Source organism: Mycobacterium sp. NGS39 (assembly GCF_059812765.1).
Genome location: NZ_JCALDH010000008.1, coordinates 235,276 through 249,620, shown reverse-complemented (window position 1 = coordinate 249,620; position 14,345 = coordinate 235,276). Strand labels below are relative to the sequence as shown.

Sequence of the window (14,345 nt, the reverse complement as noted above, 5' to 3'; positions counted from 1 at the left end):
TAGCCGCCGAAGATCCGCTTCTCCCACCACAGAACCAGCCGGACGTGGGAGCGCGGAAGGAGCCGAACCAGCAGGTCGACACCTTTGGCGTCCCTGCCCACCAGCACCCGGCTCCGGTTGGCCTCGACACCGTCGAGGATGATGTCGGCGGCTCGCTCGGGAGACATTCTGAGCAGCTTGCGGTTGTACGCCTCGGCGCGTCGGCGCTGCGCGTCGGTGATTTCCCGGCCGGCGCGCTCGGCCTCGGTGAGGGCCGACGTGGCGATGTTCGTCGCGATACCGCCCGGGTGCACGACGGTGACTTTCACCGGATATTCCGCCGACAACATCTCGGCACGAAGTGCCTCGGTGAATCCTCGCACGGCGAATTTGGTGGTGCAGTAACCGGTCATCGAGGCTTGGGACATCAGGCCGTTGAGGCTGGAGATGTTGACGACGTGTCCGTCGCCGGACTCGATCAAGTGCGGCAGGAACTCCTTGGTGCCGTTGATGACGCCCCAGAGGTTGATCGCGATGATCCGCTCATAGGTTTCGTAGTCGCAGTCGATGAGTGGCGCTGCACCGCTTGCGATTCCGGCGTTGTTGTAGATCTGATGGACCACTCCGTAGTGTGCGGCGACTGACGATGCGTAGGTCTGCACTGCCGAGCGGTCGCTGACATCGAGAAGTTCGGCATGCGGCTCACCGTTGAGCGCGGTGACCATCTCAGCGGTTTCTGCCAGCCCCTCTTCGTTGATGTCGGAGACGGCCACCCGCGCGCCCCGGCGCGCCAAGCCCACTGCAAGCGAGCGCCCGATGCCGGAGCCCGCACCGGTGACCACCGCCACTTTGCGTTCGAACGATCCCACGGTGTTCTGCCTTCCCGACGAGTTGTGTTGCGTTGCAGATCAATTCGCGTCGCTGAGCTGACGCGCCGATGTCAAGTAGGCATCGACGTCGAAGCGTTTCGTCTGAGCGCGGAACCGGAACGTGAAGTCAGGCCACAGGGTCGTGTTGTTGCCGTGGGCGTCCAGATACCAGCTGGCGCAGCCGCCGGTCATCCACACGGTGCGCGCGAGCTTGCGCTGGAGTTGTTCGTTGTAGGCGTCTTGGACGTCTCGGCGGACCTCGACTCTGGTGAGCCCGCGCGCTTTCATGGTCTCGATCGCATCGATGACGTAGTTCAGTTGCGACTCGATCATGTACACCATCGACGTGTGCCCGAGCCCGGTGTTCGGCCCGACGAGGAAGAACGCGTTGGGAAATCCCGCGATGGTGGTGCCCTTGTAGGCCTGCATGCCCTTGTCGGCGAAGGATTGCGCCAGGCTTCGCCCGTCGCTGTTGCAGATGGTCTCGAACATCGGCGAGTCGGTGACGTGGAAGCCGGTCGCCACGATGATCGCGTCGACTTCCCGCGCGGTGCCGTCCTTGGCGACGATGCTGCGGCCCTCCACCCGCTCGATGCCGTCGGTGATCAAGTCGACGTGGTCGCGGTCCAGCGTCGGATACCAGTCGTTGGCGATCAGCATGCGCTTGCATCCGATGCGGAAATTGGGCGTGACCTTGCGCCGCAGGTCGGGGTCGCGGATTTCGCTGCGGATCTTGGCCCGCGATATCAACTCGAAAACTTTCATCAGGGGCGGATACTTGGCCAGCCCCACCACCTGCGTCTCGCGGGCGGCGTAGATCCCGAACCGGGCGAGCCACAGCACACCGGGCACATTGCGGAACGCCCACCGCTCGACAGAGGTGAACGGCCGGTCGAATCGGGGCAAGAGCCAGGGGGCGGTTCTCTGATAGACGTCGATGTGACCCACCGTGTCCGCGATGGCCGGCACGATCTGGATCGCCGACGCGCCCGTGCCGATCACAGCGACGCGCTTTCCGCGCAAGTCGGCGGCGTGGTTCCACTGCGCCGAGTGGAAGAGTTCACCGTCGAAGCCCTCGATCCCGGGAATGTCCGGCAGTTTGGGCTCCGCCAGCGCACCGAAGGCACCGATCAGCACGTCGGCAGTCATCGTCCCGCGTGAGGTCGACAGCTCCCAGTGGTTGCGGCGCTCGTTCCACGCCGCCCTTTTCACCTCGCAGCCGAACACATGCCGGTCGAGGACACCGGCCCGGCGAGCGACTCCGCGCAGGTAGTTCTGGATCTCCTCCTGCCTCGAGAACGACCGCGTCCAGTCCGGGTTCAGGGCGAACGAGTACGAGTACAGGTGCGACGGCACGTCGCAGGCGGCGCCGGGGTATGTGTTGTCGCGCCAGGTCCCGCCGACGTCGGTGCCGCGCTCGAGTACGACGAAGTCTCGGTGACCGGCTTCGTCCAGCTTGACGGCCGCGCCCAGGCCGGAGAAACCGCTACCGACGATCGCGACGCCGACGTGACCCGGCAGGCGATCCGGATGCGAGGGACTGGACGGCATCTGCGTCACGGTCTGCTCCTTACATCTGTCGACGGTTCCAGACCGCACTAGTTGATCGCCCCGCAGAGGCGAACGCACCTACCTACGTTAGCGTAGGTTACCGAATAGTAACCGGTAGGGCGCTCACCGAGCCGGCGTCAGCTGTTCCAGGGCGTACTCCGCGAGCGCGATCAGCGCCTGTTTCGCCGAATCCCGTTGTCGGGCATCGACGTTGATCACCGGAACGCTGGGTGGCAGCGAAAGCGCTTTGCGCACCTCGTCGGCCGGGTAGCGCGGTGCGCCGTCGAACTGGTTGACCGCCACCAGAAACGGCAGTCTGTGCGCTTCGAAGAAGTCCACGGCTGCGAAGCTGTCTTGCAGCCGGCGTACGTCCACCAGGATGATCGCGCCGATCGCACCGCGCACCAGGTCGTCCCACATGAACCAGAAGCGGCGCTGCCCTGGCGTGCCGAACAGGTACAGCACCAGATCCTCTTCGGCCAGGGTGATGCGGCCGAAGTCCATGGCCACCGTGGTGGTTCTCTTGTCGGGCGTGCCGTCGAGTTCGTCGACACCCACCGAGGCCTCGGTGAGGATCGCCTCGGTGCGCAGCGGCATGATCTCGGACACCGAACCGACGAAAGTGGTTTTGCCTGCGCCGAATCCGCCGGCGATCACGATCTTGGTGGAGGCTTGGGTCTCAGAGTGTGCGGAGGCCACGCAGCGTCCTTCCGATCAACTCGCGCCGCTCCTCGACCGACGAGTCGTCGTCGAGAGTGGCGAGTACGCGCAGGTGCCCGGACTCGACCAGGTCGGCCACCAGCACCCGCGTCACGCCGAGCGGCAGGCTCAGCTTCGACGCGATCTCCGCAACGGACGGCCTTGCGGCACAGAGCTTCACGATGTCCTCTCGTACGTCGTTGGGAAGCCAGCCGTTGTCGTCGGCGGACCGCCGTACCGCGATCGGCGCTTCAAGCGGCAACGCAATGCTCGCGCTCGTCCGCCCGGCCGTCAGAGTGTACGGCCGTACCAGGTTCGGTTCACTGCGGGGGTTCATCACGCCTCACGACTGCTGCGTCGCTCGCCGTGCCGACTTCACAACTGCCCCAACGCGTTCCACCAAGACCGCCATCTCGTAGCCGACCTGGCCGATGTCGCACGACGTGCACGCCAACGCCGCCAGGTGTGACCCGTCTCCCACCCGCATCAGCAGCAGGTAGCCGTTTTCCATCTCGACCACCGACTGCAGCACCCGGCCGCCTTCGAACAGTTGCGCCGCGCCTGTCGACAAGCTCGCCAATCCCGAACTGACAGCGGCCAATTGATCGGCGCGTTCTGTCGGTAGGTGCGCACTGGCGGCCACCAGCAGGCCGTCGGCCGACACCAGGATCGCATGCGACACGCCGGGCACGTCCCGGGCGAACGCCGACACCAGCCAGTCCAGCGACTGGTTGCGCGCGGGACGCGTCATTCGTCGTCTCCCGCGTCGTCTTCACGCGCGTGCGACCGGCCGGCGCGCACCCCGCTCCAGTGGCTGGACAACGACGCCCGCACGGCTTCGGGGTCACGCTCGGCGGCCGCATCCACGTCGCGGTCGTCGTCAGGTTTGCGGTGCGCGGCGCCGTTCGGCCGCCCGGTGGAGCGCTGAGCCGAGCCGGGCACCAGCCGTGCGCCGGGTTCGCGCACCGGCAAGCCGTGCTCGGTGCGCTGTTCGACCGGCGCCTCTTCGGCCTGCGCGGCCGCCTCCCAGCCGCTGTCCCATACCGATTCCCACGACTGGAAAGGCTGCATCAACTCCTGCGGGTCGATCAGCCACTCCGAGACCATCTTCTGAAAGATCACGTCGGTGTCACCCAGCGGTGACGACGGCGGCCGGGTCCGTGCCGAAGGTTCCGGCGGTTCGGCGGCCTGCTCACGGGACGCGAAGTACGCCGACGTGTCCGCGGGCGTGCGGGACTGCGCTGCCTGTTGCGGCTCCTCGCCGGGCAGCGCGACGATGCCGCTGGCGCCGGGAGCCCGCCGCGGCAGCAGCGAGTCCTGGTCGTCCTGCGCCGGTGTGTCGTTGCGCTGCGCTGGTTCCGCGACTGCAGCGCGGATAGCAGCCTGACCGACGGCTGCCGTCGCGTCGTCGCTTTCCAGGGTTTCGTCGCGCTGCTCGGGGCGGGTCCACCCCGTCGCGCCCGGCTGTTCGATCAGCTCGGCGGGGATGAACACCCCGGCGGTCAGGCCCGAGCCGGGCTCGCCGGCCACCGAGCTGCGCAGCCGCACCACCAGCCCGTGCCGCTGGGCCAGCCGCCCGACCACGAACAGCCCCATGTGGCGGGCGGTGTAGGGGGTCACCTCCCCGCCGGACTCCAGGCGCATGTTGGTCATCCGCAGGTCGCCCTCGGTCATGCCGAGGCCGCTGTCGCTGATCTCGATGACCAGCCCGCGCGGACCGGTGCGCACGGCAGACACCCGAACTTCGGAGGTGGGCGGCGAATAGCGCAGCGCGTTGTCGATCAACTCCGCGAGCAGATGCACGACGTCGGGTGCCGCCGAGCCGACGACCGCGCTGTCCGGCACCGTGGTGATGACCACCCGTTGGTAGTCCTCGACTTGCGAGGTCGCCGCCTTGACGACATCGGCCACCGCCATCGATTCGGCGTGCTCGCGGCGAGGCTTCGCCCCGGACAGCACCAGCAGGTTGCTGCCGCTGCGGCGCATCCGGGCGGCCAGGTGGTCGAGCTTGAACAACGCCTCCAGCCGCCGCGGGTCGTCCTCGTTGCGTTCGAGCTCGTCGATCAACGACAGCTGCTGGTCCACCAGCGAGCGGGTGCGCCGCGACATCGTCTCGAACATGTCGCTGACGTGCAGGGCGAGCCGCGACTGCTCGGCCGCCATCATCAAAGCCTGCTCGTGCAGGTCGTCGACCGCGTGGGCGACCTGGCCGATCTCCTCGGTGGTGTAGACGGGAATCGGCACGACGGGCTGCGGCTCGTGTCCGGCGCGGATGCGTTCCACTTCGGCGGGTAGGTCTTCGTGGGCCACCCGCAGGGCGCCCTCCCGCAGCCGGCGCAGCGGCTGGACCAGCGATCGAGCGCCCAGGACCACGGCGACGATCCCGAGCAGGAGCGCGACCAGGACGATCGCCGCGTCCCGGATCGCGGCGGCACGCGCCGCCGACGCCTGCTGGTCCACCGCGCCGGTGACCGCGGGCGTGGTGTCACTGATCACCTTCTTGGCGATGTCGTCGGTGGCCTGCAGGGACTGCAGTAGGTCGGGATTGCCGGCGAGCACGGCGTTCGGATCCGACATGACGGCCATCCGGTTGACCATCTGCTGTTGCAGTGCCTTCGCGTCCGCTGAGCCCACGCCGAGCACCTGGTTCATGCCGAACAGCGTGGATGGCTCGGTGCCGGCCAGCGTGATCATCGACGTGCGCAGCTCCGGCTCCGGCAGCTCGCCGCCACGGTTGACCAGAAGCTTCTGCATCGTCATCTGACCGCGCGCCCCGACGGCGCGGCTGAGCCCTTGGGCCTGCGCGCGAATCTGTTCGTCATCCACCCGCACCGACCCGTTGATCGCGTCTTCGGCGGTCAGCAGGATCGGCGCGTACGTGGTCACGGTGTCGCGGATTCCGATGCTGTTCGACGCGGCCCGGTCGAGTAACGCAGGACCGCTGTTCAACAGCGTGGTGATGCCGGAGCGGACGTCGGAGTCGACGTCGGTGCCGGCCAGCTTGCGCTCCAGCTCGGCGCGGGAGTCGTCGAACGCCTTGCGGGCGACCGGGCCGTCGGGACCCGACGCGTAGGCCAGCAGTGCGCTTTCCAAGTCGCCGGTGTAGTCCTCGATCGGTGCGACGAGGTCCGCGCGGGCGGCGGCAGCGCGCAGATTCCGGGCGTCGTTGACGCTGTGGTACACGCGCAGACCGCCGAACGCCACGGCCAGCGCGATCGGGATGACGACGATTGCGAGTACCTTCCAGGCCACCGGCCAATTCGACGGCGACCACGAAGGCGGACGTTTGGGCGGCGCAGCGGGCGGACTTTCTTCCGCGTCGTCGGGCAGCACCGGCTGCTCGAACATCGTCATCGCTGCACGCTGTTTCGAATGTGCGCCTGGCTCATAGACTTTCCTGCTTTTGTCGACCCCGACGTCGGGCGGCGCGGTAACCGCCTGCAGAACAAGCGCAGTTCAGAGGCGTTTGCCGCGCTGGAATTCTACGCGAGCGAATTCGGGTGTCCGCAGGACGGCTGGTTTTTCTTTCGGTTGTGCGCTGTTCGCATTCGTGCGCCTGTTCTTTTGCACACTACGAATTCTGCGCTGAATCTCGTCCTTGGCCGGCCAGTCGCCGGAGGCGAATACGATCGGATGCAATGCAAGTGACGACCTCGATCGTGCTCAGCCGTTGTTCAAGGTGATGTTCTTCTCGCCGCGGATCGCGCCGAACACAGGCAACGCTATTCGGATGGTGGCGGCGACCGGCTGCGAGTTGCACCTCGTCGAGCCCCTCGGGTTCGACCTGTCCGAGCCGAAGCTCCGACGCGCCGGGCTCGACTACCACGACCTCGCATCCGTCACTGTGCACGCATCCCTGGCCGAGGCATGGCGGGCGGTTTGGCCGGCACGCGTGTTCGCCTTCACCGCCCACGCGACGGCATCGTTCGCCGATATCAGCTACCAGCCCGGCGACGTGCTGTTGTTCGGCCCGGAGCCGACGGGGCTTGATGCGCAGACGCTGACGGACCCGCATGTCACCGCCACGGTACGGATTCCGATGATCCCCGGGCGCCGATCGTTGAACCTGTCCAACGCCGCGGCCGTCGCCGTGTACGAGGCGTGGCGCCAGCACGGGTTTGCGGGAGGCCGCTAAGTCTGGAGGCTGACCGCGCTCGACGTCACCAACTGTCGAAGTGCACGATCTGCTCGACCGGCAGCCGCTTGGCCGGCTTGAAGTCCGTGCCCTTCGTGTAGGCGATCGGAAACAGCCCACCCTGGCGGTAGTCCTCGTAGGGGATGCCGAGCAGCTCAGCCGCCTGCTCTTCGCCGCCGTTGATCAGGTGCAGCGTCGTCCACGCCGACCCGAGCCCACGCGACCGCAGCGCCAGCATGTAGCTCCACGCGGCCGGAAGCAGCGACCCCCAGAACGACGCCGGGCTCTGCGACGCGTCTTCGACCGTGCCCTGCAGGCACGGAATCAGCAGCACCGGCGCTTCGTGCATGTGCTCGGCCAGATACATGGCCGACGAGACCACGCGTTCCCGCTGCTCGGCGCGGCTGTCGCCTTCGGCGTACTCGGGACCGGGCTGCGCGCCGTACCACTGGAAGTTCTTGCGGTAAATGTCGGCGAGCGCCTTCTTCTTGTCGGCGTCCTCGACGAACACCCACTGCCAGCCCTGCTGGTTGGAGCCGGTCGGCGCCTGGATCGCCAGCTCGAGGCACTCCAACAGCACCTCCCGCGGCACCGGTTTGTCGAAATCGAGGCGCTTGCGCACCGATCGTGTGGTGGTCAGCAGTTCGTCGACGGAAAGATTGAGGGCGGCCATCTTGTGGAGACTACATTCGCTTCATGGCCGAACTGACACCAGAAGTCACCGACAGGCTCTCCAACGACCACTACGGGTGGCTGACCACCGTCGCGAAGTCGGGGCAACCCGTGCCGCGGCTGGTGTGGTTCTACTTCGACGGCGACGACCTGATCGTGTACTCAATGCCCAACGCCGCCAAGGTCTCTCACATCGAGGCGCGGTCGCGGGTGAGCCTGAACCTGGACTCTGACGGCAACGGTGGCGGGATCGTCGTCGTCGGAGGCAACGCGGTCGTCGACGAGGTGGGGGTCGATCCCCGCCAAGACGGGCCGTATTGGGAGAAGTACCGCGCGGACGCAGAGCAGTTCGGGCTGACGGAGGCGATCGCCGCGTACAGCACCCGGCTGAGAATCAACGTCGAGCGGGTCTGGACAACGCCGACCGCGGAGTAGCGATTTCGGTGCGCTAACGTGCGCTGAGCGCCGGTTAGCGCACCGAAATCACCGGAAGTCGCGGGACTTCGAGCCGATCGCGAGCTCGATGCGGCCGATCCGCTCGGCCACGACGGTGACCGCGCCGGTGGCGTTCTGCAACTGACCGCGGATCAGCATGGCCGGCGCGGTCTGGGCCACGCGGCGGTGCCTCGCCCACACTCCCGGCGTGCACAGCACGTTGACCATTCCGGTTTCATCCTCGAGGTTCAAAAACGTCACTCCCCGCGCGGTGCCGGGCCGCTGACGATGCGTCACCGCCCCGGCGATCAGCACCCGGGTGCCGTCGGGCACATTCAACAGCTGGTCGGCGGGAATGACCCCGAGCGCGTCGAGATGCTCACGCAGGAACTGCGTCGGATAGCTATCCGGGGAGATGCCGGTGGCCCACACGTCGGCCGCGGACAACTCCAGCTCCGTCATGCCCGGCAGCGACGGGATGTGCGACGACGACCCGACGCCCGGTAGCCGATCGGGCCGTTGGGTGGCTGCCGCTCCGGCCGCCCACAGCGCTTCTCGGCGGCTGACCCCGAAACAGCCCAGCGCGCCGGCCGTGGCCAGTGCCTCGGTCTGCGGCACACTCAGCTGCACACGCGACGTCAGGTGGAGAAGAGAAGCGAACGGCCCGTTGGCTTTTCGCTCGTCGACGATCGCCTGCGCCAGTTCGTCGCCGATCTGGCGGACCGCCCCCAGCCCCAGCCGCACCTCGGTCCCGCGGTTTTCCAGCGTGGCGTGCGCGAGGCTGGCGTTGACGTCGGGTGAGTGGACGACGACCCCGTGCCGACGGGCGTCGGCGACCAGTGACTGCGGCGAATAGAAGCCCATCGGCTGCGCGCGCAGCAGCGCCGCGCAGAACGCCGCCGGGTGGTGCAGCTTGAACCACGACGAGTAGAACACCAGCGACGCGAAGCTCAGCGAATGGCTTTCCGGGAAACCGAAGTTGGCGAACGCCTCCAGTTTTTCGTAGATCCGGTCGGCGACCTCGCCGGTGATGCCGTGGCGCTGGCGCATGCCGTCGTAGAACCGGCCCTTGAGCCGCTGCATCTTTTCGGTGGAGCGTTTGGAGCCCATCGCACGCCTGAGCTGGTCGGCCTCGGCGGCGGTGAACCCGGCGCAGTCGACCGCCAGCTGCATCAGCTGTTCCTGGAACAGCGGCACTCCCAACGTCTTTCGCAGCGCCGGCTCCATCGACAGGTGGTCGTAGGTGACGGGCTCTTCACCGTTGCGGCGTTTGATGTACGGGTGCACCGAGCCGCCCTGGATCGGGCCGGGCCGGATCAGTGCCACCTCGACCACGAGGTCGTAGAACATCCGGGGTCGCAGGCGCGGCAGCGTGGCCATCTGCGCGCGCGACTCCACCTGGAACACGCCGACGGAGTCGGCCTTCTGCAGCATCTCGTAGACCGCGGGCTCGGACAGGTCGAGCTTGGCCAGGTCCACGTCGATGCCCTTGTGCTCGCGCACCAGGTCGATCGCGTAGTGCAGCGCCGAGAGCATGCCGAGGCCGAGCATGTCGAATTTCACCAAACCTATTGCCGCACAATCGTCTTTGTCCCACTGCAGTACACTGCGGTTCTCCATGCGGGCCCATTCCACCGGGCACACGTCAGCGATGGGCCGGTCGCAGATCACCATGCCGCCGGAGTGGATGCCCATGTGCCGGGGCAGGTTGGAGATCTGCAGCGCCAGGTCGATCACCGGCTCTGGAATGTCTGCCACATCAGGAGACTGTGCCCCATTTTCTGGGCGAACCCCGTTCCACCGGCTGATCTGCTTGCTCCACGCATCCTGCTGCCCTTGCGAAAACCCAAGCGCGCGAGCCATATCCCGAACCGCGCTGCGGCCGCGGTAGGTGATGACGTTGGCCACTTGGGCGGCGTAGTCACGGCCGTAGCGGTCATAGACGTACTGGATCGCCTTCTCACGCAGGTCCGACTCGATGTCGATGTCGATGTCGGGCGGCCCGTCGCGTTCGGGTGACAGGAACCGCTCGAACAACAACTCGTTGGCGATCGGGTCGACCGCGGTGACCCCGAGCGCATAGCAGACCGCGGAGTTAGCCGCCGATCCCCGGCCCTGACACAAGATGCCGTTTTGGCGGCAGAACCGCGTGATGTCATGCACCACAAGGAAATACCCTGGGAACTTGAGCGCCTTGATCACCTCCAGCTCATGTTCGATCTGCGCGTAGGCCCGCGATGCCCGCTCCGGCGGTCCATACCGCTCACGTGCTCCTGCCATGGTCAGATGCCGCAGCCAGCTGTCCTCGGTGTGCCCGTCGGGTACGTCGAACGGCGGCAGTTGCGGTGCGATGAGCTCCAGCGCGAACGCACACTGCTCGCCGAGGTCGGCGGCGGCCGTCACCACCTCTACGGGAAACAGCCGGGCCATCTCCGTACCGGAACGCAGATGCGAACCCCCCAGCGGCGCAAGGTATCCGGCGGCCTCGTCGAGTGAGCGCCGAGCCCGGATCGCGCCCATCGCCATGGCCAGCCGCGCGCGGGACGGTTCGGCGAAGTGTGCGCCGGTGGTGGCGACGACGCCCACACCGGAGCCGCCTGGCCGATGACATCCAAGCCCGAACTTGGGTGCCAGCGCCGCCAGCGCCGCGTTGTGTTCGTCGTCAAGCGGCTGACCGTGCGTCGTCAACTCGATACTGACTCGCCTCTGCCCGAACCGGTCCACCAGATCGGCCAGCGCCTTTTCGGCCGCCTCCGGTCCATGGGTGATAAGTGCTTGGCGCACATGGCCTTTGCGGCATCCGGTGAGGATGTGCCAGTGGCCGCCGGCGGCCTCGGTGAGGGCGTCTAAGTCATACCGCGGTTTGCCTTTCTCGCCGCCGGCCAGATGCGCTTTGGACAGTTGGCGTGACAGCCGCCGGTACCCTTCGGGTCCGCGGGCCAGCACCAGAAGGTGTGGGCCGGGCGGGTCGGGGTGCTCGGTGCGCGGGGTGTTCGACAGCGACAGTTCCGCACCGAACACCGTGCGCATGCCCAGTTCCTTGGCGGCTTCGGCGAACCGCACCACACCGTAGAGACCGTCGTGGTCGGTCAGCGCGATGGCGCGCAGGTCGAGCCGAGCGGCTTCTTCGACCAGCTCTTCGGGAGTGCTGGCGCCGTCGAGAAAGCTGTAGGCCGAGTGAGCATGCAATTCGGCGTAGGGCACCTGAGATGACGCCGGCTGGACGTCGGGCCGAAGGTAGGCGCCGCGTTTACGGGAGGCGGCCGGTCCGCCGAGGTCAAGGGGATCCTCCAACGGCGCGCCGGCGCGGCGGGGCTTGCTGTTGAGCACCCGCTCGATCTCGCCCCAGCTCGGCCCAGTGAACCATCCCACTGAGCCATGGTATCGAACTGATGTTCGATCACAAACCAGAACACCGCTTCCGGCACGCGCGATTTCGGTGCGTTTCCGTGCGCTGAGCGCCGGAAAACGCACCAAAATCACCGCAGATCGCGATGAAAATGGGCGTCCCGGAGGGTCTACACGGCATGACCCTTTCCGCCAAACCACCCGTCGTCGATCAGCAGACCTGGCGCCGCGCGCTCGACGAACTGCGCCGCCGTGAAAAGGCCGCCACCCGCGAGCTCGACGCCATCGCCGCTCAGCGCCGGCGGCTGCCGATGGTCGAGATGCCCGAGTACACGCTGACGAGCGCCGACGGCCCGGTCCGGCTGGCCGACGTGTTCCAGGGGCGTTCGCAGCTGATCACCTACCACCACATGTGGACCGACGGCGCCGAGTGGCAGTGCGGCGGCTGCACCGGGTTCACCTCCCAGTTCACCCGGCTCGATTTCCTGGACAGCTACGACGCCCGCTTCGTCGTCGTCACCAACGGCCCGATCGACGAGGCGTTGGCCTACCGCGCCAAGGTGGGCAACACGATGGACTGGTATTCGTCGGCGGACAGCACGTTCGGCGCCGACGTCGACGCGCCACCCGGCGGCGGCTTCGGTGTCAACGTGTTCCTGCGTGCGACGGCTCCGTCGGGCGAGGAGGCGGTCTACCGCACCTGGCACACCAACGGCCGCGGCACCGAGCAGCTCGGCTACACGTTCGGGCTGCTGGACATCCTGCCGTGGGGCCGCCAGGAGGAATGGCAAGACTCGCCCGCCGGCTGGCCGAAAAAGCCCACGTACTCCGGCTGGCTGGACTCCCCGGCGATCGCCCAGCGCTACGGGCAGGGCTAACCGAACGTCACCGACGGCGATCGGCGATGATCGTTGCCGTGGCCGAGACGCTGACCGACATCCTGGCGCTGCTCGACCTGCAATCGGCCGGTCACGATGCGTTCATCGGCCCGCAGCCCGACGACACCCGCAACACGCGAGTCTTCGGCGGGCAGGTGGCGGCTCAGGCGCTGATGGCGGCCGGGCGCACAGCGCCCGACCGTGTGCCGCACAGCGTGCATCTGTATTTCCTGCGCCCGGGTGACCCGCGAGAACCGTTGCAGTACAACGTCACCCGGCTTCGTGACGGTGGCACATTCTCGGCTCGTGCGGTTGCGGTCACCCAGGGCGACGACCGGGTGATCCTCGAAGCGCTGGCATCGTTCAGCGAGCCCGTCGACGGCATCGACTACCAGCAGCCCATGCCTGTCGTGCCACCCCCAGAAGCATTGCAACCGTTGGAGATCCAGCTCGCTGATTACGCGGACGTGCTCGACGGATTCTGGGTGCAGCCGAGGCCGGTGGAGATGCGCTACGTCGACCCGCCGCCGTTGCTGGCCGCCGACCTTCCCGCCGCGCCGGGCCCGCAAGCCCGACTGTGGTTTCGCGCCCCGGGCGACGTGCCCGCCGACCCCCTGACCGCATTGGGTCTGCTCGCCTACATCAGCGACTGGTCGATCCTCGATCCCGTGCTGTATCTGACGCGACGTCCGCCGGTGGCCGGCAGCATCGCCTCGCTCGATCACGCGATGTGGTTTCACCGCACGCCGGACTTCTCGGATTGGCTGCTCTACGAACAACATTCGCCCAGCGGCATCGGCGCACGCGGACTGTCCAACGGCGCGATCTACAACAGGGCCGGACAGCTTGTCTGCACAGTGGTGCAAGAGGGCTACCTGGGGCGGCGCTGAGCTCAGCCGCAGTACTCGGCGGTGCCGTCCTCGAGGACGACCCGGGCGTCTGACCCGTCGGGATTCCACGCCTCCGTGCGGAACACCGCGCGTCCCGGGTCGGTCCGCCAGATCGACGTCGTCAGCGTCTCACCCGGAAACACCGGCTTCGTGAAGCGCGCACCGACGGCGGTGACCCTGTGGGCGTCGCCACCTCCGAGCTCGGCGACCAGCGCGCGGCCCGCGACACCGTACGTACACAGCCCGTGCAGGATCGGCTTCGGGAATCCGGCCATTTCCCGGGCGAACCAAGGGTCGCTGTGCAGGGGGTTGCGGTCGCCGGAGAGCCGGTAGATCAACGCCTGATCTTCACGCGTCGGCAGCGCGATCCTCGCGTCCGGCTGCCGGTCAGGAATCGGCGGCGCGACCGGCCGCTGGCCGGGCTGACCGCCGAAGCCGCCCGCGCCGCGGATCACCGCGGTGGTCAGCGTCTCGGCGACCACCGTGTTGGTGTCCGGATCGGTGCCCGTCGCCTTGAGCATGACGATCGCGTTCTTGCCTTCGCCCTTGTCCTGGATGTCGGCGACCTCGGCGACCACGCTGAGTTTTCCGGCCGGCGGCAGCGGCGCGAAGAGCCTGATCTGCTGCGAGCCATGCAGCAGCATCGCGAAGTTGAACGTGCCGATCTTGGCTGCCGCGGCGAACGGTAGGCACGCGATCACCGCGTACGTGGGCAGCACCTGCTGCTCGATGCCGTGGCTGTTCTCCGTGGTGAAGGCCAGGTCGTCGACGCCCGCGCCGACGCCCAGCGCGTAGAGCAGTGTGTCGCGGTCGGTCCATTCGAAGACGGTCGGTTCGGTCTTGGCGCCCACGGCGTTCGGGTCGAGCGGCATGGCTGCGAGCCTAAGCG

The 14,345-nt window shown here is 67.4% G+C and carries 14 protein-coding genes; 5 read left to right on the top strand and 9 right to left on the bottom strand.

Going from position 1 to position 14,345, the window contains the following annotated elements:
* The 6 genes from AC5Y39_RS13795 to AC5Y39_RS13770 form a co-directional block, all read right to left on the bottom strand.
* A partial coding sequence (locus tag AC5Y39_RS13795) for an SDR family NAD(P)-dependent oxidoreductase (RefSeq protein ID WP_500017943.1) occupies window positions 1–848 on the bottom strand: 848 nt, incomplete at its 3' end.
* A 39-nt stretch (window positions 849–887) separates the two neighbouring features.
* Window positions 888–2,399, bottom strand: coding sequence for a flavin-containing monooxygenase (locus tag AC5Y39_RS13790; RefSeq protein WP_500017977.1), 1,512 nt, complete (start codon window positions 2,397–2,399; stop codon window positions 888–890).
* 123 nt (window positions 2,400–2,522) lie between these two features.
* Window positions 2,523–3,098: a GTP-binding protein gene (locus AC5Y39_RS13785; protein WP_500017941.1), complete on the bottom strand. Its 576-nt coding sequence runs from the start codon at window positions 3,096–3,098 to the stop codon at window positions 2,523–2,525.
* Window positions 3,079–3,435 carry a DUF742 domain-containing protein gene (locus AC5Y39_RS13780; RefSeq protein ID WP_500017939.1) on the bottom strand — a complete coding sequence of 119 codons (357 nt, stop codon included), beginning with the start codon at window positions 3,433–3,435 and terminating at the stop codon, window positions 3,079–3,081. The genes AC5Y39_RS13785 and AC5Y39_RS13780 overlap by 20 nt, the downstream gene beginning before the upstream one ends.
* Before the next feature lie 6 nt (window positions 3,436–3,441).
* Window positions 3,442–3,849 (bottom strand): roadblock/LC7 domain-containing protein, encoded by a 408-nt coding sequence (locus AC5Y39_RS13775; RefSeq protein ID WP_500017937.1) that lies wholly within the window; start codon window positions 3,847–3,849, stop codon window positions 3,442–3,444.
* Complete coding sequence (locus AC5Y39_RS13770) at window positions 3,846–6,452, bottom strand: HAMP domain-containing sensor histidine kinase (protein ID WP_500017936.1); 2,607 nt, start codon at window positions 6,450–6,452, stop codon at window positions 3,846–3,848. The genes AC5Y39_RS13775 and AC5Y39_RS13770 overlap by 4 nt, the downstream gene beginning before the upstream one ends.
* Window positions 6,453–6,470: 18 nt before the next feature.
* On the opposite strand from AC5Y39_RS13770, the gene AC5Y39_RS13765 reads away from it, so the two are divergent.
* A complete protein-coding gene (locus AC5Y39_RS13765; RefSeq protein WP_500017934.1) occupies window positions 6,471–6,746 on the top strand; it encodes a hypothetical protein in 276 nt (91 codons plus the stop codon).
* 34 nt (window positions 6,747–6,780) lie between these two features.
* Complete coding sequence (locus AC5Y39_RS13760; protein WP_500017975.1) at window positions 6,781–7,233, top strand: tRNA (cytidine(34)-2'-O)-methyltransferase; 453 nt, start codon at window positions 6,781–6,783, stop codon at window positions 7,231–7,233.
* 25 nt (window positions 7,234–7,258) lie between these two features.
* Here the strand turns inward: AC5Y39_RS13760 and AC5Y39_RS13755 are convergent, their stop codons facing one another.
* On the bottom strand, window positions 7,259–7,906 hold the full coding sequence (locus AC5Y39_RS13755) for a nitroreductase family protein (RefSeq protein ID WP_500017932.1): 648 nt from the start codon (window positions 7,904–7,906) through the stop codon (window positions 7,259–7,261).
* 23 nt (window positions 7,907–7,929) lie between these two features.
* Between AC5Y39_RS13755 and AC5Y39_RS13750 the strand changes: the two genes are divergently transcribed.
* Complete coding sequence (locus tag AC5Y39_RS13750) at window positions 7,930–8,340, top strand: TIGR03667 family PPOX class F420-dependent oxidoreductase (RefSeq protein ID WP_499911442.1); 411 nt, start codon at window positions 7,930–7,932, stop codon at window positions 8,338–8,340.
* Between the two features lie 48 nt (window positions 8,341–8,388).
* Here AC5Y39_RS13750 and AC5Y39_RS13745 read toward each other — a convergent pair whose 3' ends face one another.
* Window positions 8,389–11,712: an error-prone DNA polymerase gene (locus AC5Y39_RS13745; RefSeq protein ID WP_500017930.1), complete on the bottom strand. Its 3,324-nt coding sequence runs from the start codon at window positions 11,710–11,712 to the stop codon at window positions 8,389–8,391.
* Window positions 11,713–11,867: 155 nt separating this feature from the next.
* Between AC5Y39_RS13745 and AC5Y39_RS13740 the strand changes: the two genes are divergently transcribed.
* Window positions 11,868–12,566 (top strand): DUF899 domain-containing protein, encoded by a 699-nt coding sequence (locus tag AC5Y39_RS13740; protein ID WP_500017928.1) that lies wholly within the window; start codon window positions 11,868–11,870, stop codon window positions 12,564–12,566.
* 38 nt (window positions 12,567–12,604) lie between these two features.
* Window positions 12,605–13,456 (top strand): acyl-CoA thioesterase, encoded by an 852-nt coding sequence (locus AC5Y39_RS13735; RefSeq protein ID WP_500017926.1) that lies wholly within the window; start codon window positions 12,605–12,607, stop codon window positions 13,454–13,456.
* 2 nt (window positions 13,457–13,458) lie between these two features.
* On the opposite strand, the gene AC5Y39_RS13730 is transcribed toward AC5Y39_RS13735, so the two are convergent.
* Complete coding sequence (locus AC5Y39_RS13730) at window positions 13,459–14,328, bottom strand: MaoC family dehydratase (protein WP_500017924.1); 870 nt, start codon at window positions 14,326–14,328, stop codon at window positions 13,459–13,461.
* Between the last annotated feature and the right edge of the window lie 17 nt (window positions 14,329–14,345).